The organism is Buttiauxella cochleicola (assembly GCF_021283185.1).
In the GTDB taxonomy this organism is placed as follows: domain Bacteria; phylum Pseudomonadota; class Gammaproteobacteria; order Enterobacterales; family Enterobacteriaceae; genus Buttiauxella; species Buttiauxella massiliensis.
On the sequence record NZ_JAJSOS010000015.1, the window covers coordinates 75,451 to 96,347 of the forward strand.

The 20,897-nt window shown below is 50.5% G+C and carries 17 protein-coding genes and 1 pseudogene; 8 read left to right on the forward strand and 10 right to left on the reverse strand.

All coding sequences use genetic code 11. The features are described 5' to 3' along the window. Window positions 1-94: 94 nt before the first annotated feature. From mnmE to LVQ76_RS19920, 3 genes are all read left to right on the forward strand, one after another. Window positions 95-1,459 (forward strand): tRNA uridine-5-carboxymethylaminomethyl(34) synthesis GTPase MnmE, encoded by a 1,365-nt coding sequence (gene mnmE, locus LVQ76_RS19910; protein ID WP_232922324.1) that lies wholly within the window; start codon window positions 95-97, stop codon window positions 1,457-1,459. Window positions 1,460-1,671: 212 nt separating this feature from the next. Then, window positions 1,672-2,400 (forward strand): 4'-phosphopantetheinyl transferase family protein, encoded by a 729-nt coding sequence (locus tag LVQ76_RS19915; RefSeq protein WP_232863992.1) that lies wholly within the window; start codon window positions 1,672-1,674, stop codon window positions 2,398-2,400. A 34-nt stretch (window positions 2,401-2,434) separates the two neighbouring features. After that, complete coding sequence (locus LVQ76_RS19920; RefSeq protein ID WP_232863993.1) at window positions 2,435-3,001, forward strand: NADPH-dependent FMN reductase; 567 nt, start codon at window positions 2,435-2,437, stop codon at window positions 2,999-3,001. Here the strand turns inward: LVQ76_RS19920 and LVQ76_RS19925 are convergent. Further along, window positions 2,998-3,570 carry a TetR/AcrR family transcriptional regulator gene (locus LVQ76_RS19925; RefSeq protein ID WP_232863994.1) on the reverse strand — a complete coding sequence of 191 codons (573 nt, stop codon included), beginning with the start codon at window positions 3,568-3,570 and terminating at the stop codon, window positions 2,998-3,000. The genes LVQ76_RS19920 and LVQ76_RS19925 overlap by 4 nt on opposite strands. Before the next feature lie 189 nt (window positions 3,571-3,759). Here LVQ76_RS19925 and LVQ76_RS19930 point away from each other — a divergent pair, with 189 nt between their 5' ends. Both LVQ76_RS19930 and LVQ76_RS19935 read left to right on the forward strand, forming a co-directional pair. Next, a complete protein-coding gene (locus LVQ76_RS19930; protein ID WP_232863995.1) occupies window positions 3,760-4,875 on the forward strand; it encodes an MBL fold metallo-hydrolase in 1,116 nt (371 codons plus the stop codon). Between the two features lie 21 nt (window positions 4,876-4,896). Continuing rightward, window positions 4,897-5,238 carry a RamA family antibiotic efflux transcriptional regulator gene (locus LVQ76_RS19935; RefSeq protein ID WP_232905436.1) on the forward strand — a complete coding sequence of 114 codons (342 nt, stop codon included), beginning with the start codon at window positions 4,897-4,899 and terminating at the stop codon, window positions 5,236-5,238. A 147-nt stretch (window positions 5,239-5,385) separates the two neighbouring features. On the opposite strand, the gene LVQ76_RS19940 is transcribed toward LVQ76_RS19935, so the two are convergent. Continuing rightward, window positions 5,386-6,723 carry an NCS2 family permease gene (locus LVQ76_RS19940; RefSeq protein WP_232905437.1) on the reverse strand — a complete coding sequence of 446 codons (1,338 nt, stop codon included), beginning with the start codon at window positions 6,721-6,723 and terminating at the stop codon, window positions 5,386-5,388. A gap of 179 nt (window positions 6,724-6,902) precedes the next feature. Here LVQ76_RS19940 and yieH point away from each other — a divergent pair, with 179 nt between their 5' ends. Continuing rightward, window positions 6,903-7,568: a 6-phosphogluconate phosphatase gene (gene yieH / locus LVQ76_RS19945; protein WP_232922325.1), complete on the forward strand. Its 666-nt coding sequence runs from the start codon at window positions 6,903-6,905 to the stop codon at window positions 7,566-7,568. Between the two features lie 81 nt (window positions 7,569-7,649). On the opposite strand, the gene phoU is transcribed toward yieH, so the two are convergent. The 6 genes and pseudogenes from phoU to rluF all read right to left on the reverse strand — a co-directional run. Then, window positions 7,650-8,375, reverse strand: a complete 726-nt coding sequence (gene phoU, locus LVQ76_RS19950) for a phosphate signaling complex protein PhoU (protein ID WP_034460681.1) — start codon at window positions 8,373-8,375, stop codon at window positions 7,650-7,652. A 14-nt stretch (window positions 8,376-8,389) separates the two neighbouring features. Further along, complete coding sequence (gene pstB, locus LVQ76_RS19955; RefSeq protein ID WP_064514930.1) at window positions 8,390-9,163, reverse strand: phosphate ABC transporter ATP-binding protein PstB; 774 nt, start codon at window positions 9,161-9,163, stop codon at window positions 8,390-8,392. A gap of 47 nt (window positions 9,164-9,210) precedes the next feature. Beyond that, on the reverse strand, window positions 9,211-10,101 hold the full coding sequence (gene pstA, locus LVQ76_RS19960) for a phosphate ABC transporter permease PstA (RefSeq protein WP_151993912.1): 891 nt from the start codon (window positions 10,099-10,101) through the stop codon (window positions 9,211-9,213). Beyond that, the gene (gene pstC, locus LVQ76_RS19965) at window positions 10,098-11,060 is read right to left on the reverse strand and encodes a phosphate ABC transporter permease PstC (protein WP_034460683.1); all 963 of its coding nucleotides are present in this window, start codon (window positions 11,058-11,060) and stop codon (window positions 10,098-10,100) included. Before pstC ends, pstA begins: the two co-directional genes overlap by 4 nt. Window positions 11,061-11,180: 120 nt before the next feature. Further along, window positions 11,181-12,221 carry a phosphate ABC transporter substrate-binding protein PstS gene (gene pstS / locus LVQ76_RS19970; protein ID WP_232864002.1) on the reverse strand — a complete coding sequence of 347 codons (1,041 nt, stop codon included), beginning with the start codon at window positions 12,219-12,221 and terminating at the stop codon, window positions 11,181-11,183. 270 nt (window positions 12,222-12,491) lie between these two features. Continuing rightward, window positions 12,492-13,214 (reverse strand): annotated as a pseudogene (gene rluF / locus LVQ76_RS19975) (23S rRNA pseudouridine(2604) synthase RluF); the annotation flags it as partial. 319 nt (window positions 13,215-13,533) lie between these two features. On the opposite strand from rluF, the gene LVQ76_RS19980 reads away from it, so the two are divergent. Continuing rightward, a complete protein-coding gene (locus tag LVQ76_RS19980; RefSeq protein ID WP_232922326.1) occupies window positions 13,534-14,805 on the forward strand; it encodes an MFS transporter in 1,272 nt (423 codons plus the stop codon). A 71-nt stretch (window positions 14,806-14,876) separates the two neighbouring features. Here the strand turns inward: LVQ76_RS19980 and glmS are convergent, their stop codons facing one another. Both glmS and glmU read right to left on the reverse strand, forming a co-directional pair. Next, window positions 14,877-16,706: a glutamine--fructose-6-phosphate transaminase (isomerizing) gene (gene glmS / locus LVQ76_RS19985; protein ID WP_232864004.1), complete on the reverse strand. Its 1,830-nt coding sequence runs from the start codon at window positions 16,704-16,706 to the stop codon at window positions 14,877-14,879. A 303-nt stretch (window positions 16,707-17,009) separates the two neighbouring features. After that, complete coding sequence (gene glmU / locus LVQ76_RS19990) at window positions 17,010-18,380, reverse strand: bifunctional UDP-N-acetylglucosamine diphosphorylase/glucosamine-1-phosphate N-acetyltransferase GlmU (protein ID WP_232864005.1); 1,371 nt, start codon at window positions 18,378-18,380, stop codon at window positions 17,010-17,012. A 339-nt stretch (window positions 18,381-18,719) separates the two neighbouring features. On the opposite strand from glmU, the gene LVQ76_RS19995 reads away from it, so the two are divergent. Then, window positions 18,720-20,897, forward strand: a complete 2,178-nt coding sequence (locus LVQ76_RS19995) for a right-handed parallel beta-helix repeat-containing protein (protein ID WP_232922327.1) — start codon at window positions 18,720-18,722, stop codon at window positions 20,895-20,897.

The window sequence follows — 20,897 nt, forward strand, 5'->3', positions numbered from 1 at the left end:
TAAGCTTACGAAAGGCGGTCATTAGACCGCCTTTTTTATTTTGTAGGGTGGATAAGCGAAGCGTCATCCACCAGCCATCTCGAAAGGGAAAATTATGAGCCATAACGAGACAATCGTTGCCCAGGCGACACCGCCGGGACGTGGTGGAGTCGGTATCCTGCGCGTCTCAGGCCTGCAAGCTCGTGAAGTCGCGCAAGCGATTCTGGGTAAACTCCCCAAGCCACGCTATGCCGATTACTTGCCATTCCGTGATGCGGACGGCAGCGTGCTCGATCAAGGCATCGCGCTGTGGTTCCCTGGGCCAAATTCCTTCACAGGTGAAGACGTGTTGGAATTTCAGGGGCACGGTGGTCCGGTTATCCTCGATTTGCTGTTAAAACGCATTCTGGCGCTCCCAGGGCTGCGTATCGCAAGGCCAGGTGAGTTCTCCGAGCGTGCATTCCTGAATGACAAGCTGGATTTGGCTCAAGCTGAAGCGATTGCTGACCTGATTGATGCCAGCTCAGAACAAGCTGCTCGCTCAGCCTTAAACTCTTTGCAGGGCGCATTCTCGGCTCGCGTAAACCATCTGGTTGAAGCGTTGACCCATCTGCGAATTTACGTAGAAGCGGCGATTGATTTCCCGGATGAAGAAATTGATTTTCTCTCTGACGGCAAAATTGAAGCGCAGCTAAACCAGGTGATCGGCGATCTGGACGCGGTTCGCGCCGAAGCCCGTCAGGGAAGTCTGCTGCGCGAAGGGATGAAGGTGGTAATTGCCGGTCGTCCAAACGCCGGGAAATCGAGCCTGCTGAACGCCCTTGCTGGCCGCGAAGCAGCGATTGTGACGGATATTGCCGGCACCACGCGCGACGTATTACGCGAACATATCCACATCGACGGTATGCCGCTGCATATCATCGATACCGCAGGTCTTCGCGAAGCAAGTGACGAAGTTGAGCGTATCGGCATCGAACGTGCATGGAATGAGATCGAACAGGCCGACCGCGTGCTGTTTATGGTTGACGGCACAACGACCGACGCCACCGATCCGGCAGACATTTGGCCTGATTTTATTGCGCGCTTACCAACACGCCTGCCGATTACCGTGGTGCGAAACAAAGCTGATGTCACAGGCGAAACGCTGGGTTTGAGCGATGTGAATGGTCACTCACTTGTACGCCTGTCTGCGCGTACCGGTGAAGGCGTAGATGTGCTGCGCGATCATCTAAAACAGAGCATGGGTTTTGAAACCAATATGGAAGGCGGATTCCTCGCACGTCGCCGCCATTTGCAGGCGCTCGAACAGGCGGCAACGCACCTGGAGCAAGGCAAAGCGCAGCTTCTGGGCGCATGGGCCGGGGAATTACTCGCCGAAGAGTTGCGTCTTTCTCAGCAGAGCCTGAGCGAAATCACCGGGGAATTTACTTCGGATGATTTGCTCGGACGTATCTTCTCGAGTTTCTGTATCGGTAAATAAGTGAAAAAGTAAGCAGGCGCTTACTTTTCATTCATCCCGCAATATATCCAGTATTGCGGGATTTTTTTGCCCTTTTGTCTGGTGCATTAAAAGCTAAATATTCATAGGGTCGATCTATTGACGCTTTTTTACACACACCTGTCCGTGCGTTTCCGCTTTAAAAAACCTACAATCGATCGCTAAGTACAGTGCCCATTATCAAGGAGAGACAAATGGCAACGCACTTCGCAAGATGGACGATCAACCAGAAATACCCCTTTTCGAGCCGACTGAATAAAGAGTGCCAGGCTGAAGCTCTGCAAATGCCCGAGCATCGCCGAACACGGTATTTAGCCTCTCGTAGCCTGCTAGCTGAATTGCTACATATGCTTTATGGCATTCAACAACTACCGAGAATAATCGCCACGGCAGCTGGACGCCCGCACTTTGCCGATCCTTCATTGATGGACTTCAGCATTGCCTATGCCGGAAACAATGTCGCCGTTTTGATAACAACAGAAGGCCGGTGTGGATTAGATATTGAGATTAATCAGTCTTTTGGCCATCTCCCCTCTGTCGCTTCAGGCTCCACTTTTCGCAGCAATGAATCCATCTGGATAAACAATCAAAAAAACCCAGCTGAAGCCCGCGCACAGCTACGCACATTGCATCAAAGCACTTTTAAACTGACAGGCCGCGAAGAAAGTTTGCAGCTTCTGCCAGGCGCTGGGCGAATACGCGCTAACGACCAATCAGAAATTGAAGCGATCAGCGATGTGGAAGGACTATTGATCTGGGGATGCGTGGTGTCACCAGCCATTGAAAAGCTCAGTTTGTGGGAATTTGAAGCTCCGCAGAACTGGCATAGTCTGGGGGATGTAAAATCTCGCTATCGGGATCCCAATGGCAGCATTATTCGCTTAACCAGCATGCCATCAGAAAAAGTGTTATATCAAAACTGATCGTTTCCGAACGTACTGACACCAAGGAGTACTCATGTCCGACACGTTAAAGATTGTGACGCTATTAGGTAGCCTGCGTCATGGCTCATTCAATGCCATGGTTGCTCGTACTTTGCCCGGAATCGCTCCTGCGGGAATGAGCATCGATGCGTTGCCGTCGATTAAAGACATTCCATTGTATGACGCGGATATGCAACAAGAAGAGGGTTTCCCGGCGACAGTTGAAGCCATTGCCGAGCAAATTCGCGCCGCTGACGGCGTGGTGATTGTCACCCCGGAATATAACTACTCGGTACCGGGCGGGCTAAAGAATGCCATCGACTGGCTATCTCGTTTGCCTGAGCAACCTCTGGCGGGTAAGCCTGTGCTGATTCAAACCAGTTCAATGGGCGCCATTGGCGGCGCACGTTGTCAGTACCATCTACGCCAGATTCTGGTGTTCCTCGACGCGATGGTCATGAACAAGCCAGAATTTATGGGCGGCGTGATTCAGAATAAAGTCGATACGCAAACAGGTGAAGTGGTCGATCAAAGCACGCTCGACCATCTGGCTGGGCAACTCACCGCATTTGGCGACTATATTCAGCGCGTTAAACGCTAGTTAGCCAAAGCGCGCCACATCGTTTCAAAACCAAGCGCTTTAAAATCGCCAGCTCGTTCCGGTTCGCGGCTGGCGAACTCCATCGTCGTTTCTGCCAGTGAAGAAAAAATAGCATCGCTAAACGCGCGATACGGCCCGCTGCTGAAGGCTTTTAAGATCGATTGCGAGCAAATTTCGTGTAATTCCGGGAACAACTCAGCCACTTTCTGCTTAGTTTCTTCATCAATTTTATCGCTCACTGCGAGCTGGCGAATCGCGCGATGCGCCTGCGGATTGGCAATCGCCCAGTCGATGTAGCTGTTCCAGATATAGCGGGTGTATTCCTTGGGTTCCTTCAACGTGCGGTCGAGATTCGCCTGCATCGCAAGCAGCAAACCCTGCTTCAAATGGAGATAAAGCTCGTTGAGCAAATCATCCTTAGTGGCGAAATAGCGAAACAGCGTGCCTTCTGCAACCCCTGCGGCACGGGCAATCTGCGCCGTGGACGCAACGATACCCGACTGACCAATAGCGATGGTCGCCGCTTCCAGTAACGCTAGTTTTTTATCTTCACTCTTCGGACGAGCCACAACGTTTAACCCTCTAAATTTACGAAACCGAATTGAATCACGCGAGCTACGCCACTGCAACGCTGAATGTCAGCGTTTGAAAAGCATCTTGACGCAAGTCACTTGCCACCTATAATGAGTGCTTACTCACTCATTATCAAGTTTTGTTCGCAACGTTCCAAAGGATGGGGCGTACATGCAGGCCAGGATATGAAACGTCTCTCCTTATGCGCGGTTATTATTATGTTGATTGCTACAGCAGCCAGTTTGCCTTTTGTCCTGAATGCCGGATTTGGTCAGGCTCCGCAGGGAGAAGGTTTAAGTTTAGTCGAACGTTCTGCCCATTACGTTGACGGCCAATTCCGCAACCAGGTGCCAACCCAAAGTTATACCGGGAAGAAAAGTATCCTCGCGGCATCGTGGGAATTTTTAACCACGCGCACTGAAAACGCGCGCCCGCAGCAGCCGTTGCCGTTAGTGAAAACCGATCTGGCCAGCTTGCCGCTGGAACAAGACACCATGGTTTGGCTCGGCCACTCTTCGTGGTATCTGCAACTGGCGGGAAAACGCATTCTTATCGATCCGGTGTTCAGTCATTACGCCGCGCCCTTTCCGTTTCTGAATAAAGCCTTCCCAGGGGATTACCCGTGGACGGCGGAGTCGATGCCTGAAATCGACCTGCTGATTATTTCCCACGACCATTACGATCATCTGGATTACGCCACCATCAAAGCGCTGAAACCTAAAATCCGCCAGGTGATCACACCGCTCGGTGTCGGTTCGCACCTGCGTTACTGGGGAATAAATAGCGACATCATTCATGAAAAAGACTGGAATCAGGCCGTAAAACTCTCGAACGCACTGACCGTTCACGTTTTGCCTGCGCGTCATTTTTCAGGCCGTGGCCTGAAAAGAAACCAGACGCTTTGGGCGAGTTTTATGTTCGTGACTAATGATCACAAAATCTATTACAGCGGCGATACCGGCTACGGGCCGCATTTCAAAGCTATCGGCGAGCAATTTGGATCAGTGGATTTGGCGATTATGGAAAACGGCCAGTACGACGATGACTGGAACAATATTCATATGATGCCGAAAGAAACCGCGCAGGCTGCCGTAGATTTGAACGCGCGCGCTATTTTGCCGGGCCATGCAGGCCGTTTTGTGCTGGCAAAACATACCTGGGATGCACCCTATAAAAGCCTGACCGAAGCAAGTTCCGGCGAACCATTCCGCCTGTTAACACCAAAGCAGGGCGAACCCGTACTGGTGAATGACAACGCACAACAATTTAGCGCCTGGTGGGAATCTGCCAGTGCCATGTAAGCGAACCGCGCAGGGGGACGTATGACGATTTCCGCTCAGGTTATCGACACCATCGTTGAATGGATTGACGACAATTTGCACCAGCCATTACGCATTGACGATATCGCCGGTCATGCGGGTTATTCGAAGTGGCACTTGCAGCGTTTGTTTATGCAGTACAAAGGCGAGAGTCTCGGGAAGTACATTCGCGACCGCAAATTGCTGCTGGCGGCGCGTGATTTACGCGATACCGATAACAAGGTTTACGATATTAGTTTGAAGTATGGTTTTGATTCGCAGCAGACGTTTACGCGGATATTTACGCGTACGTTTAATCAGCCGCCGGGCAGGTATCGCAGAGAGAATCATAGCCAGTCGCAATAACTGGCTATTTTATAGTACATCCAATACCCAAAATAATTCGAGCTGCAGGAAGGCGGCCAGGCCGTAAGTCCCCAGGAACATAGATAACTATGTGACTGGCGCGCGCGGCCGCAGCCAACGCACCTGCAACTTGAAGTATGACGGGTATTAGTGTGCGTCGATAAACACGATCTTCAGAATGAACAACAGCGCCACAACAATCACGCATGGGCTGATTTCACGCCAGCGACCGGTGCCGAGCTTCATCACGCAGTAAGAGATAAAGCCGAGCGCGATGCCTTCGGTGATTGAGAAGCTAAATGGCATCATTACCGCAGTAATAAACGCCGGAACCGCTTCTGTCAGGTCATCCCATTTCACGCGCGACAGGCTGGATGTCATCAACACGCCAACGTAAATCAGAGCGCCTGCTGCTGCATACGCAGGAACCATACCCGCTAATGGTGACAGGAAGATTACCAGCAGGAACAGCAGACCAACGATCACCGCCGTCAGACCAGTACGCCCGCCAACAGACACGCCAGAAGAACTTTCGATATACGCGGTAACGGAAGATGTCCCGATAAACGCACCCGCAACAGATGAAACGCTATCAACGTACAGCGCCTGCTTCATGCGTGGGAATTTCCCTTTTTCGTCGGCAAGACCTGCTTTATCTGTCACACCAATCAGCGTGCCGGATGAGTCAAACAGGTTAACCAGCATAAAGGAGAAGATAACGCCCGCCAGACCAATGTTCAGGGAGCCGGCTAAATCAACCTGACCAACAACCGAAAGCACGCTTGGTGGTGCAGAAACAATGCCGTTATATTGAACATCGCCCAACATCCAACCCAGCAGAGTAGTCACAACGATTGAGACCAGCACAGCTGCATGAATGTTACGTGATGCCAGAATAGCGATGATAAAGAAGCCCAGCGCGCCCAGCAGTACGCTGTGCGAAGTCAGGTTACCAATGGTCACCAGGGTGTCTTTGTTCGCCACGATAATACCGGCGTTTTTCAGGCCCATCATCCCGATGAATAGCCCAATACCGCTGGTGATACCAACGCGCAGGCTCATTGGGATATTGGCAATCATCCAGTAGCGCACGCGGAAAATGGTCAGCAACAGCAGGCCTACAGCACCCCAGAAAATGGCGCCCATCCCAATTTGCCAGGAGATCCCCATCGCGCCAACCACCACGAAGGCGAAGAACGCGTTCAGGCCCATTGCCGGAGCCAGTGCCACTGGCAGGTTGGCGAAAATACCCATCAGGATGCTACCTAATGCGGCAATCAAACAGGTGGTGACAAAAACGGCCTGGGTATCCATACCAGCGGCGCCAAGGATCTGCGGGTTGACGAAAACGATATACACCATCGTCAGGAAGGTCGTAAGACCGGCGATCACTTCAGTGCGTGCCGTGGTGCCGTGTTCGCGCAGTTTAAACACGCGCTCGAGCAGCCCCGGATTTGCGGCCGGAGTAGATTGTGGTTGGCTCATTAGTCTTAATTCCGAACATTGAGAGGGAAAATCCGTCGCTATCCTATACCAAAAATGACAAAACATGATGTCCAACGCAGATTTTTTTCATTGAATTTTCTTATACGGCAACGATTGCGTGCCGCAAAAATTGCGCAAATTGGGTAAGATGGCCCTTCACTTTAATAAAAGGAAGAAGTATGTCCCGGATAGATGCGGTGTTCTTCGACTGCGATGGCACGCTAGTTGATAGTGAAGTGATTTGCTCCCAGGCCTACGTGCATATGTTTGCGCAATACGGCATCGAACTTGCGCTCGAGGAGGTTCATAAAACCTTTAAGGGTATCAAGCTCTACGAGATCATCGACACGATCAATGCCCGATATGGAGTGAACCTGGCGAAAGAGGAACTTGAGCCGATTTATCGCGCCGAAGTTTCACGCTTGTTTGACAGCGAGCTGGTGGAGATTGAAGGAGCCACCGCGCTGATTGCGCAAGTCACCGTGCCGATATGCATTGTCTCCAATGGCCCGGTCAGCAAGATGCATCATTCGCTGGGCAAAACCGGCATGCTCCACCATTTCGAAGACAAACTGTTCAGCGGCTACGATATTCAGCTGTGGAAGCCCGATCCGGCGATTATGTACCACGCCGCCGATGCGATGCGCGTCGAGGTGAAAAACTGCGTGCTGGTGGACGATTCAATGGCCGGTGCGCAATCAGGCATTGCTGCAGGTATGGAAGTTTTCTATTTCTGTGCCGACCCGCATAACAAGCCGATTAACCACCCGAAAGTGACAACCTTTACCGATTTAGCGCAGTTGCCGGAGTTATGGCGCGCGCGAGGCTGGAATATTACGAAGTAAAAAAGAAAGCCGGATAGCAATCATGCTCATCCGGCTTACTAAATATGATATTCACAGAGCGGGATTCCCCACTCATAGATCTCACTCTTTCGGATCTTTACCCGCCAGCAGCTTATCCAGCTCATCGCCACCGACATGACGGAAGTCCTGCCCTTTAACGAAGTAGAAAATAAACTCGCAGATATTCTGGCAACGGTCGCCGATACGCTCGATAGAACGCGCACAGAACAGAGCAGTCAGCACGCTTGGAATGGTGCGTGAGTCTTCCATCATATAAGTCATCAGCTGGCGCACGATGCCTTCATATTCCTGGTCAACTTTCTTATCTTCGCGATAAATACGCACCGCTTCGTCGAGATCCATACGCGCAAACGCATCCAGCACGTCATGCAGCATTTGCACGGTGTGGCGGCCCAATGATTCCAGGCTAACCAGTAACGGCTGGTGTTGCTGAGAGAATTTCTCCAGCGCCGTGCGGCAGATTTTGTCTGCGACGTCGCCGATACGTTCCAGCTCAGATATCGTTTTGATGATGGCCATCACCAGGCGTAAGTCACTGGCTGTTGGCTGGCGCTTAGCGATGATGCGCACACAGGCTTCATCGATTGCCACTTCCATCATATTAACTTTCTGGTCGCCTTCGATAACGCGCTTTGCCAGCTCACCATCTTGATTGTGCATGGCGGTGATCGCATCAGAAAGCTGTTGTTCCACCAGCCCACCCATGGTCATCACCTGAGTGCGGATATATTCCAGCTCGGCGTTAAACTGGCCGGAAATGTGTTTGTTGAGATTGAGGCTATCCATTTTGTTCTCCCGGATCAGCCGTAGCGGCCAGTAATGTAATCTTCGGTTTGCTTTTTAGCTGGTGTGGTAAACAGCGTGTCGGTTTCGCTAAATTCAATCAGCTCACCCAAGTACATAAACGCGGTGTGGTCGGAACAACGCGCCGCTTGCTGCATGTTGTGGGTCACGATTACCACGGTGTAATCTTCTTTCAGCTCAGTGATCAGCTCTTCGATGCGACCAGTAGAAATTGGGTCAAGCGCTGAACACGGCTCATCAAGCAGCAACACTTCCGGGCGAATCGCAATACCACGCGCAATGCACAGACGCTGCTGTTGGCCACCGGAGAGACTGTATCCGCTCTGATGTAATTTATCTTTGGTTTCATTCCACAATGCGGCTTTGGTCAAAGCCCACTGCACACGCTCGTCCATGTCGCTGCGTGACAGCTTTTCAAACAGACGCACGCCGAACGCGATGTTGTCATAAATCGACATCGGGAATGGCGTCGGCTTCTGGAACACCATGCCGACTTTGGCACGCAGCAGGGCGATATCCTGGCTCTGGGTGAGGATATTTTCCCCATCCAGCAGAATCTCACCTTCGGCACGCTGCTCTGGATAGAGCGAGTACATTTTGTTGAATGTACGCAGCAGGGTGGATTTCCCACAGCCTGACGGGCCAATGAATGCGGTAACCTGGTTCTTAGCGATATCCAGATTGATGTTTTTCAGGGCATGGAACTTACCGTAATAGAAGTTCAAATCACGAACCTGAATTTTGTCTGGGGTAGTATCGACCATACTCATCTGTTTCTTAATCTCCATCCGACGCCGCCTTTGCCGCGTCGCAAAATTTAACCGTGTTTACTCTTTGAGAAAATCACGCGCGCCAGAATATTTAGCAGCAGTACGCAAAGGGTAATAATCAGAACACCAGCCCAGGCTAACTGTTGCCATTCGGCAAATGGGCTCATCGCAAATTTGAATATCGTCACTGGCAAGTTGGCAATCGGCTGCATCATGTCAGTGCTCCAGAACTGGTTGGAGAGCGACGTGAACAGCAGCGGGGCCGTTTCACCCGCGATACGAGCAATCGCCAGCAACACCCCGGTAATAATCCCGGAAACAGAGGCTTTCAACGTAATCGCAGAAATCATTTTCCACTTTGGCGTACCCAGTGCGTAAGCCGCTTCGCGCAGGCTGTCTGGCACCAGTTTCAGCATGTTCTCGGTGGTGCGAATAACGATTGGCACCTGCAATAACGCCAGCGCAATCACCCCAGCCCAGCCGGAGAAGTGCTGCATTTTCGCAACCACAATGGTGTAAACAAACAGGCCGACAACAATGGATGGCGCAGAAAGCAGGATGTCGTTGATAAAACGAATCACCTCAGCCAGCGCTGATTTGCGGCCATACTCCGCCAGGTAGATACCCGCCATGATGCCCAGCGGCGTACCAAACACGGTCGCCCACAGGATTAACAGGCCGCTACCTGCAAGGGCGTTGGCTAAACCACCACCTTCGGTGTTTGGCGGTGGCGTCATTTCGGTAAACAGCGCAATCGACATACCGTCGATACCGCGAGTCACCGTAGAGAATAGGATCCACACCAACCAGAACAGGCCAAACGCCATGGTTCCCATTGAAAGTGTCAGAGCAATGCGGTTTTTAAACCGACGACGAGCCTGCATTTTGCGGCGAGATTCTGCGAGCGCCGCGCGGCTTTGCATTTCCATTGTCGTCATGAACGCGCTCCTTCATTCTTCGCCAGACGCATAACCATGAACTTAGAGATAGCCAGTACGATAAAGGTGATCACAAACAGAATCAGTCCAAGCTCCATCAGCGCTGCGGTGTGCAGGCCAGATTCCGCTTCAGCAAATTCGTTCGCCAGTGCAGAAGTAATACTGTTGCCCGGCATATACAGCGAGGCGTTATCGAGCTGGTAGGTGTTACCGATGATAAAGGTTACCGCCATGGTTTCACCCAGAGCACGGCCCAGACCCAACATCACACCACCAATCACACCGTTTTTGGTAAACGGCAAAACGATACGCCAGATAACTTCCCATGTGGTGCAGCCAATGCCATAGGCTGACTCTTTCATCATCACTGGGGTTTGTTCGAATACATCACGCATAACAGCGGCAATGTACGGAATGATCATGATGGCCAGTATTACGCCTGCGGCGAGAATACCGATACCGAACGCCGGGCCTGAGAACAGCTCACCAACAATCGGCACCGAAGAGAGCACGTTACCGACAGGTTCCTGGAAGTATTTCGCAAACAGCGGAGCAAAGATAAACAGGCCCCACATGCCGTATACGATACTTGGGATCGCAGCCAATAGTTCGATGGCGATACCCAGCGGGCGGCGCAGCCAGTTTGGCGCCAGCTCCGTAAGGAACAGAGCAATACCAAAACTCACAGGCACAGCAATCAACAGGGCAATAAACGAAGTCACCAGCGTGCCGTAAATCGGAACCAGTGCACCGTAAATATCGTTAGGAGCATCCCACTCTTTGGTCCATAAGAACGAGAAGCCAAACTTCTGAATACTCGGCCAGGAGGAGATGATCAGGGAGATGATGATGCCGCCTAGCAGAAATAGCACAATCAGCGCAGCCAGTTTTACCAGCGCACTGAAAATGACATCACCTTGTTTACCAGGGGACTTGAACGTCGGCTTACTTACCGCCATAGCTTACTCTTTAAGTTAAATATATTTCTTACAACATGTCGGATGTCGCTAACACTAATCCGACCTATGAAATCAGTTGTAGGGCGGATAAGCATAAGTGCCATCCGCCTTTTTCGTTAATTAATAAAGCGCCTTACCGGAGCTGTCTTTCACGTTGGTCTTCCATGCCGCACGAACCTGCTCAACCACAGCGTCTGGCAGGGCGGCGTAATCCAGGTCACTCGCCTGTTTTGCACCGTCTTTATAAGCCCAGTCGAAGAACTTCAGTACTTCAGCACCTTGCTCTGGGTTTTTCTGCTCTTTGTGAACCAGGATGAAGGTTGTGGACGTGATTGGCCACGCAGCGTCACCTTTCTGGTTAGTCAGATCCTGAGCAAATGATTTGCTCCAGTCTGCACCCTTCGCCGCATTGGCAAAGTTCTCTTCAGAAGGCGCTACTGGTTTACCATCAGCAGATACCAGTTTGGTATAAGCGAGGTTGTTTTGCTTAGCGTAAGCGTATTCAACATAGCCAATTGAACCAGGCAGACGTTGAACGAAGGCTGCGATACCGTCGTTACCTTTACCGCCCAGACCCGTTGGCCAGTTTACCGTTGAGCCCGCACCGATTTTGGTTTTCCACTCTTCGTTTACTTTCGCCAGGTAGCTGGTGAAGACGAAGGAAGTACCGGAACCATCAGCACGACGCACAACTGCGATATTCTGCTGTGGCAGTTTCATGCCTGGGTTGAGTTTAGCTATTGCTTCGTCATCCCATTTTTTGATTTTGCCCAGGTAGATGTCACCCAGAGTTTTACCATCGAGCACCAGCTCACCAGATTTCACGCCCGGCAGGTTAACTGCCAGAACGACACCGCCGATAACAGTCGGGAACTGAAACAGCCCTTCTTGTTGCAGTTTATCGTCAGACAGCGGAGCATCAGATGCGCCGAAATCTACAGTGTTAGCAATGATTTGTTTAACGCCACCGGAGGAGCCGATACCCTGGTAATTTACTTTGTTACCAGTTGATTTATTGTAGGTATCTGCCCATTTGGCATACACCGGCGCAGGGAATGTTGCACCGGCACCAGTCAGGCTTGCAGCGGCGTTTGCGCCAAAAGCAGTCAGGGATAAGGTCGCGGCGACAACAGTTGCGACAGTGGTACGCATAGCTTTCATAGTGTCTCCTGCAGAGGTGATATACCCCTCATACTTCAAATTGCAGATGCGTTGGCTGCACTCTCTCACCCGAATCACTTAGTTCACTAAGCTCATCGGGATTCGTTCTTTTGCCGCCTTCCTGCAACTCGAATTATTTGGGTATTAACGTAATTCATTGTTTAGTGGATGCAGGATAGAAAATAGGACAGTTTAGTGACAGTTAAATGTACGAATTATGACAGTTTTATGACAGGCGATTTTGCAACCAAGTTACGCCTGTCACATTGCAGATTCTGAGCCCTCAATCCGTCTCAATAATTCGCGTTTTTCCTCGCAGCTCAAATGGCGTGATTCCCCTAATGCCAGGCCTTGCAGGTGGATATTCATGATGCGGACACGTTCAAGCCGGGTCACTTCATAACCGAAATATTTACACATCCGGCGGATCTGGCGGTTCAGTCCTTGCACCAAAATAACACGAAATATCAGCTCAGATTCTTTCGTCACATTACAGTGTTTGGTTACCGTGCCAAGTATCGGAACGCCCGCGCCCATTCCAATAATAAACTCGTCAGTTATCGGCTTATCGACGGTGACCACATACTCTTTTTCATGATTGTTACCGGCACGCAGAATTTTATTAACTACATCACCGTGGTTGGTCAGTAAAATGAGCCCCTGCGAATCTTTATCCAGACGCCCGATAGGGGAAACGCGTTTGTCGCTATGAATGAGACCGCTGATGTTATCGCGCACACTCTTTTCCATTGTAGTGATGATGCCCACAGGCTTATTCAAAACCATCAGCACGAGATCGTTGTCATCACGCGGCACAATAAGCTGACCGTTTACCTTCACCACATCACCGGAAAATACCTGAGCGCCAAAACTAGCCTGGCTGTCGTTAATAAACACTTCGCCCTGCTCAACGTAACGATCGGCCTCACGGCGGGAGCAGATACCGCAATCGCTAATGTATTTATTAATTCGTATGGGTGAATCAGTGGGCATTTTGCGATGCGTTTTATTCAAATTTTGCATAATTACCATTAACCCATCACTTAAAAAAATGTGACACACGTCACATACGCTACCCGTTAGGGGTAGATTACCCACAAAAAATTGAGATTAATCACAAATAAAAGTGAAACACAGGTTCATTATCAACGCATAGTGTGATCTGCATAACAAAAACAAGTCCAGGATGGGCCAAACCAGAATCCTCGACGTCTTCTGAAGCGCCGCTGATTTTTATCTCCTCTGAATTATTTATTTGCCTGCTGCCTTGCAGCGGTCAGGCCACTTATTGCTTGAAAAACGGGGATTCATTATGCGCAAAACAGGCCACAAGCGCTGGTTTATGCTGTCACTGGTGACATTAGGCACCATTCTTTGCTATTTAACCCGAAATACTATTTCTGCCGCAGCGCCAACATTACAGAGCGATCTGCACATTACCACCCAGCAATATTCTTACATTATTGCGACATTCTCGGCGTGCTACACCATTGCACAACCTATTGCCGGTTATCTGCTTGATACATTGGGTACAAAAGTGGGTTACACCATTTTCGGCCTGATGTGGGGCGTGTTCTGCATTGGTGCGTCATTCGCGACTGGCTGGAAAGGCCTGGCAATGTTCCGTGGCCTCGGCGGTTTCGCCGAAAGTGCGATGATACCTGCTGGTTTGAAATCAGTAACTGAATGGTTCCCGGATACTGAACGTTCAGTCGCCGTCGGCTATTTCAACGTTGGTTCCTCTATTGGCGCGGTGATTGCCCCTCCACTGGTCGCATGGGCAATCTATATCAGGGACTGGAGACTGGCGTTTATTATCGTCGGTGTTTTCAGCGTGCTGTGGGCCGCTGGCTGGTATTTCACATATAACCGTCCGTCAAAAACCAAATCACTATCGAAAGATGAATATCTGTATATCACTGGCGGCCAGCCAGAAAAGCCAAAGGTTGAAAAGGTTCGCATTGGCCACCTGCTGAAACAGCGCAAGTTTTGGGGTATCGCTCTGCCGCGTTTCCTGGCTGAACCTGCATGGGGGACGTTTAACGCGTGGATCCCACTGTTTATGGTGCACACCTACGGCTTTAACCTCAAAGATATCGCTATGTTTGCCTGGATCCCGATGCTGTTCGCCGATTTTGGCTGCATTATTGGTGGTTATTTGCCGGGTATGTTCCAGAAAGTCTTCGGCGTGAATATTGTTGTTTCCCGCAAACTAGTGGTCACAATGGGTGCCGCGCTGATGATTCTGCCAGGCATGGTCGGTTTGTTTGGCAGCCCAATGGTGGCAATTGCATTGCTATGCGTTGGTGGCTTCGCTCACCAGTCACTGTCTGGTGCGTTGATTACACTGTCTTCCGACATGTTTGATTCAAACGAAGTTGCCACCGCCAACGGTTTTACCGGCATGGCAGCCTGGACCGCCAGCACCATGTTTGCACTGGTTGTGGGGGCTCTGGCCGACACGGTTGGTTTCAGCCCGCTGTTCGCTGTGCTTTCGGTGTTTGATGTAATCGGGGCGATTGTCTTGTGGGTTCTGCTGAAATCCCCTGAAGAACCAAAACTGGTGACGCAGGAAGAGAATTGATTTAGCAGTAAAAAGGCCGGTTGTGCTTAGCGCAACCGGCCTTTTTTATTTTGTATTACCGATCAGAGCAATTACTCAACCGTAACTGATTTTGCCAGGTTACGTGGCTGGTCAACGTCGGTGCCTTTAATTAGCGCAACGTGATAAGACAGCAACTGCAACGGTACGGTGTAGAAGATAGGTGCAATAACTTCTTCTACATGCGGCATCTCAATGATGTGCATGTTGTCGCTGCTGGCAAAGCCTGCATCTTTATCTGCAAATACATACAGGTGGCCGCCACGCGCGCGCACTTCTTCGATATTCGATTTCAGCTTTTCAAGCAGCTCGTTGTTTGGAGCCACAACGATAACCGGCATATCTGCATCAATCAGCGCCAGCGGGCCGTGTTTCAGCTCGCCTGCCGCATACGCTTCAGCGTGAATGTAAGAGATTTCTTTAAGCTTCAGCGCGCCTTCCATTGCGATTGGGTATTGATCGCCACGGCCTAAGAACAGCGCATGATGCTTGTCTGAGAAATCTTCAGCCAGCGCTTCAATGCGTTTGTCCTGAGACAGCATCTGCTCAATACGGCTTGGCAGCGCCTGCAGGCCATGAACGATGTCTTGCTCAATCGCAGCATCCCCGCCTTTCAGGCGGCTCAGTTTCGCCACCAGCATCAGCAGAACGGTAAGCTGAGTGGTAAACGCTTTGGTGGATGCCACGCCGATTTCAGTGCCCGCGTTGGTCATCAGCGCGAGGTCGGATTCACGCACCAGGGAAGAACCTGGAACGTTACAGATCGCCAGCGAACCTAAATAACCTAATTCTTTGGACAAACGTAACGCTGCAAGGGTATCAGCCGTTTCGCCAGACTGGGAAAGGGTGATCATCAGGCTGTTACGACGCACCGCTGATTTACGGTAACGGAACTCAGAAGCGATTTCGACATCGCACGGCACGCCTGCCAGTGATTCAAACCAGTAACGTGAAACCATGCCCGAGTTGTAGGAAGTGCCACACGCGACAATTTGAATGTGCTCAACCTGAGACAACATTTCGTTGGCTTGCGGGCCAAGCTCAGAAAGATCGATAGCGCCATGACTAATGCGGCCAGTCAGGGTATTTTTAATCGCGTTCGGCTGTTCGTAGATCTCTTTCTGCATGTAGTGGCGATAAATGCCTTTGTCGCCCGCGTCATATTGCAGACTAGATTCGATATCCGGGCGTTTAACCTGCTCACCTTTGGTATCGAATACGGTTACGGAGCGACGAGTCACTTCCGCGATATCGCCTTCTTCAAGGAAGATGAAACGACGCGTTACCGGCAGCAATGCCAGTTGGTCGGATGCGATAAAGTTTTCACCCATGCCAAGGCCGATAACCATCGGGCTACCTGAACGAGCTGCCAGCAGCACGTCTGGGTTACGGGTGTCCATGATAACGGTGCCGTAAGCGCCACGCAGTTGTGGGATGGTACGCAGCACAGCTTCACGCAGACTACCGCCTTGCTCCAGTTCCCAGTGAACCAGGTGAGCAATAACTTCGGTATCGGTTTGTGAAACGAAGATGTAACCGCGACCCTGTAGGGCTTCGCGCAGCGGTTCATAGTTTTCGATAATGCCGTTATGAACCACCACAATATGTTCGGAAACATGTGGGTGAGCGTTAACTTCTGATGGTTCGCCGTGAGTCGCCCAGCGAGTGTGTGCAATACCGGTACCGCCATGCAGCGCAGTTTCTGCGGCAGCTTCGGCCAGTTTGTTCACTTTACCCAGACGGCGCAGACGGGTCATTTGACCTTTTTCGTCTACTACAGCCAGGCCCGCAGAGTCATAACCACGGTATTCCAGACGACGTAGTCCTTCGAGAAGGATTTCAGCGATATCACGTTGCGCGACCGCGCCAACAATTCCACACATAAGATTAGATTCCTGATAATGGCATTACGCCATGTGTTGTCGCTGACCTGTTTTACCCGTTGTCTTTCGCACTGCAGATGCGTTGGCTGCACTTGCTCAACCAAGTCACTTACTGATGTAAGCTCCCTGGGTTTCTCAAGTTTGCCACCTTTCTGCCGCACGAAATTCTTTGGGTAAATATCCCGTATTCCGGGGCCCCGAGCCTTGTAGAGAGTGGGGTTATAGTTTTAGTACTGCTACGGAGCGGGTTATTTTCGAGAACAACCTTCACTCCAACCCTCTCCCTTGGGAGAGGGTTAAAAATTATTTTTTCTTAACCGGACGCTGCCAACCCTGGATATGAGTCTGCTTTACGCGACTAATAACCAGTTCATCTTCACCAACATTACGTGTGACCGTCGTGCCTGCGCCAATCGTCGCACCGCGTGCAACGGTGACCGGTGCCACCAGTTGGCTATCAGAACCGACAAAAACATCATCGCCGATGATAGTTTTGAATTTGTTCGCGCCGTCGTAATTACAGGTGATGGTGCCAGCGCCAATATTCACGTTGTCGCCAATTTCAGCATCACCCAGGTAACTCAGATGCCCAGCTTTTGAGCCTTTGCCCAGGCGCGCTTTCTTCATTTCCACGAAGTTGCCAACGTGTGCGCCTTCCGCCAGTTCCGCACCAGGGCGCAAACGAGTGAATGGCCCAATGGTGCAAGCTGCCGCAAGGGTCGAATCATCTACAACGGTGTATGGACTGATTTCACAATCATCGCCAATCACGCTGTTTTTGATAACGCAGCCGGTGCCAATTTTGACGCGATGACCCAGGGTCACCGAACCTTCAATAATGACATTAGTATCAATTTCTACATCACGCCCGTGCGTCAGTTCACCCCGCAGGTCGAAACGCGCCGGATCGCGCAGCATCACACCTGCCAGCAGTAGTTTCTCAGCTTGCTCACTTTGGTAGACGCGCTCAAGACGTGACAGTTGCAGACGGTTGTTCACGCCTTCCACTTCACTTAAACGGTCCGGGTGAACGGCGGTGATTTCATGACCTTCGTGGTGAGCCAGCGCGATAATGTCAGTGATATAGAACTCACCCTGAGCATTGTTGTTATCGAGCTTCGCTAGCCAGCGTTTCAGATCCGCGCCATTCGCCACCAGAATCCCGGTGTTGATTTCGTCAATTTTGCGTTGTTCTTCAGTCGCGTCTTTATGCTCAACAATACCAACGACCTTGCCATTCTCACGAGCGATACGGCCATAACCGGTTGGATCGTCGAGTTTTACCGTCAGCAAACCAATGCCGCCCTGTGGTTTGGCATCACGCAGGCGCTGTAGAGATTCGACGGAAATAAGCGGCACATCGCCGTAAAGCATCAGAATGTCTTCGTCGTCAGCAAAGAAAGGTGCGGCCTGCTGCATGGCGTGGCCGGTACCAAGCTGTTCAGCCTGCAATACCCAATTAAGAGAGCTATCACTGAGTGTATTTTTGAGTAGATCGCCGCCATGGCCGTAAACCAGATGTACACGCTGCGCGCCTAAATTATTAGCCGCATCAATAACATGTTGAACCATCGGTTTCCCAGCAAGAGTATGTAATACCTTCGGGAGGTCTGAATACATGCGGGTTCCTTTGCCTGCGGCTAGGATAACCACGCTCATCGCATTGTTTGACATACGCGTCCTGACTTTAATTTGAGAGGGAAGTAAAACGATTTCACGTTGAAAATTCTACATATTTTGCAACAAAAAACGCGATGCCTAAAAAACAGGCTCTTGATGCGCTTTTGAGTTGCTCATGTGCTCAATTGTAGGTGGATAAGCTCGTAAAAAGTACTTCTGAAATAACAAAAGCCATAGATCTCTGTGGATTAAGACTTCTTTTCGGCCGGAAACAAAGCTACTCCACATATTTGAAATGTTAGTGTTTTAAAAATCACCCTTTGTGACAAGCATAAAAGAAACAACGTTTCATTTTTATAGATAATGGCTTGGACATTTATAAGGAGAATAATAATGGCGTCAAAAATACCTCTGGCTCTTACGCTTTGCGGCGCGGCTTTATCCCTGCCAGCAACCGCAGAGCAACAACCCATCTGGCACGCGATTGCTTTCGGGCAATCAACAGATGTTAACTTTTCATCTAACGTCTTACCTGAAAAAGTGGGTGTGAACAACGTAACGATCGATGGTAAAAAGCTGGCAACAGCGGATTCCGTCGACCTTTCGAAACCCATCACCATCGAAAGCCGTGGCGGTAAAATCGCTAACTCTCACGATGGATTAACGTTCTTCTATACCGCATTACCCGCCAGTGAGAATTTTGTCTTACAGGCAACAGTCACTGTCGATCAGTTTGGCCCTGAAAATGGTGCGAAACCGGCCGCGCAGGAAGGTGCCGGGATGCTGGTAAGGGATGTATTAGGCAATCCGCGCCAGGAGCCGCTGAAGGAAGGCTACGAAGAGTTCCCTGCGGCTTCCAATATGGTGATGAATGCCATCATGACGCAGGATAAAAAGGACGCATCACGCGTGAAAATGCAGGCCATTGCGCGTGATGGTATTACTCAGCCATGGGGAAATACCGGCTCAACTATTTCTCGTAAAAGCTATCAGGAAGCCATTGATCTGAGCAAAGCACCGACTTTCCGCATGAAGCTCGAGCGAACCAACGAGGGTTTTGTCACTTCATGGGCTCCAGCCGGAAGCGATGCATGGGTTTCTGAAAATGTTAAACGCGCTGATATCATCACCGTACAGGACAAAAGCCAGTACTACGTTGGTTTCTTTGCTTCACGTAATGCAAAAATCACCGTCAGTGATGCGTCATTAGAAACCAGCGCGGCAAATACTGTTGCTTCCACACCTTTCGTGCCGAAAGCATGGCCTGTTGTGATGCAAATTGCCTCTCCAGCAAAAAGCACCACCAGCGAGTACGTGGTACAGGCTCGCGCTAACTATGACGGCAACTTCACCGTACGTCAGGATGAAGTTGTGATCGGTCAGGAAAAAGTGGCCAAGGCCGGAGAGATGTTCACTCTGCCAACCACACTTAAAGAGCAAGCACGTTTCACCGTGACGTTTACCCCGACCAGCGGTAAAGACAAAACCCCTGTCACCCAAAACTTCATGGTTGAGCAAGTCAAAAACATGGAGGGTAATACGCTTTACGTAGCGCCAGATGGTGCATCAAGTAACAATGGTTCTAAATCTGCACCGCTTGATTTGGCCAGTGCCATCTCTCTCGTCTCTCCTGGTGGAAAACTCATCTTAAGCAGCGGTGAGTACCCACTTACTACCATTTCGACAGCGGACAGTGGCTTAAAAGGCAAACTGAAAACCCTCGAGGCCGATGGTAAAGTCGTGATTCGCGGCCTGGCTTTGGATGGCAACTACTGGCATGTCAAAGGCATTGAAGTTACCGATAAGAGCTTGCGAGTTCAGGGCAGTCATAACCTTATCGAAAGTGTAGTCGCCTATAAAAATGACGACACAGGCATCCAGATTTCATCTCCTTCTGATGTAGGCCGCCCGTTGTGGGCAAGCTACAACAAGGTTGTTAACGCTGAATCCTTCAGTAATGAAGACCCAGGCAAAATCAATGCTGATGGCTTTGCGGTGAAGATGCGTGTGGGTGATGGCAACCGTCTTGAAGGATGCTATGCGCACGACAATATTGATGATGGCTATGACCTGTTCAACAAGATTGAAGATGGTGCCAATGGCGTTGTGGTGATCGAGAACTCTATTGCCCGCAACAACACCAGCAACGGTTTCAAATTGGGCGGGGAAGGGCAGCCTGTCGCGCATGAAATCCATAACAGCATTGCGATTGGTAACCACCTCGATGGCTTTACCGATAACTTCAACCCTGGTGCACTGGTGGTGGCGAACAACGTCGCAGTGGATAACCAACGCTTTAACTACATCTTCCGCCCAAGCCCTTATGGGCGCGCAGAAACTCAGGGTAAATTCACCGATAACATTTCATTGCGTAGCGTTGAGGGGAAATATGATGACGCTATCACCGGAAATGTAGATAACAGCAACTATTTCATTCGGGATGGTAAAACAGAAAACAGCGAAGGTAAGCAACTGAGCATAAAAGATTATCAGTCTTTGACGCTGCCAGTCCCGTTGCAACGCAATGCTGATGGTTCGTTCAAAACAGGTGAGTTTTTAACGAAGCAGTAA

What these genes read in the sequence shown, in the direction of transcription:
- mnmE (WP_232922324.1), top strand. Translation starts at nt 95, where the DNA reads ATGAGCCATAACGAGACAATCGTTGCCCAGGCGACACCGCCGGGACGT.
- LVQ76_RS19915 (WP_232863992.1), top strand. Translation starts at nt 1,672, where the DNA reads ATGGCAACGCACTTCGCAAGATGGACGATCAACCAGAAATACCCCTTT.
- LVQ76_RS19920 (WP_232863993.1), top strand. Translation starts at nt 2,435, where the DNA reads ATGTCCGACACGTTAAAGATTGTGACGCTATTAGGTAGCCTGCGTCAT.
- LVQ76_RS19930 (WP_232863995.1), top strand. Translation starts at nt 3,760, where the DNA reads ATGAAACGTCTCTCCTTATGCGCGGTTATTATTATGTTGATTGCTACA.
- LVQ76_RS19935 (WP_232905436.1), top strand. Translation starts at nt 4,897, where the DNA reads ATGACGATTTCCGCTCAGGTTATCGACACCATCGTTGAATGGATTGAC.
- LVQ76_RS19940 (WP_232905437.1), bottom strand. Translation starts at nt 6,723, where the DNA reads ATGAGCCAACCACAATCTACTCCGGCCGCAAATCCGGGGCTGCTCGAG.
- yieH (WP_232922325.1), top strand. Translation starts at nt 6,903, where the DNA reads ATGTCCCGGATAGATGCGGTGTTCTTCGACTGCGATGGCACGCTAGTT.
- phoU (WP_034460681.1), bottom strand. Translation starts at nt 8,375, where the DNA reads ATGGATAGCCTCAATCTCAACAAACACATTTCCGGCCAGTTTAACGCC.
- pstB (WP_064514930.1), bottom strand. Translation starts at nt 9,163, where the DNA reads ATGAGTATGGTCGATACTACCCCAGACAAAATTCAGGTTCGTGATTTG.
- pstA (WP_151993912.1), bottom strand. Translation starts at nt 10,101, where the DNA reads ATGACGACAATGGAAATGCAAAGCCGCGCGGCGCTCGCAGAATCTCGC.
- pstC (WP_034460683.1), bottom strand. Translation starts at nt 11,060, where the DNA reads ATGGCGGTAAGTAAGCCGACGTTCAAGTCCCCTGGTAAACAAGGTGAT.
- pstS (WP_232864002.1), bottom strand. Translation starts at nt 12,221, where the DNA reads ATGAAAGCTATGCGTACCACTGTCGCAACTGTTGTCGCCGCGACCTTA.
- LVQ76_RS19980 (WP_232922326.1), top strand. Translation starts at nt 13,534, where the DNA reads ATGCGCAAAACAGGCCACAAGCGCTGGTTTATGCTGTCACTGGTGACA.
- glmS (WP_232864004.1), bottom strand. Translation starts at nt 16,706, where the DNA reads ATGTGTGGAATTGTTGGCGCGGTCGCGCAACGTGATATCGCTGAAATC.
- glmU (WP_232864005.1), bottom strand. Translation starts at nt 18,380, where the DNA reads ATGTCAAACAATGCGATGAGCGTGGTTATCCTAGCCGCAGGCAAAGGA.
- LVQ76_RS19995 (WP_232922327.1), top strand. Translation starts at nt 18,720, where the DNA reads ATGGCGTCAAAAATACCTCTGGCTCTTACGCTTTGCGGCGCGGCTTTA.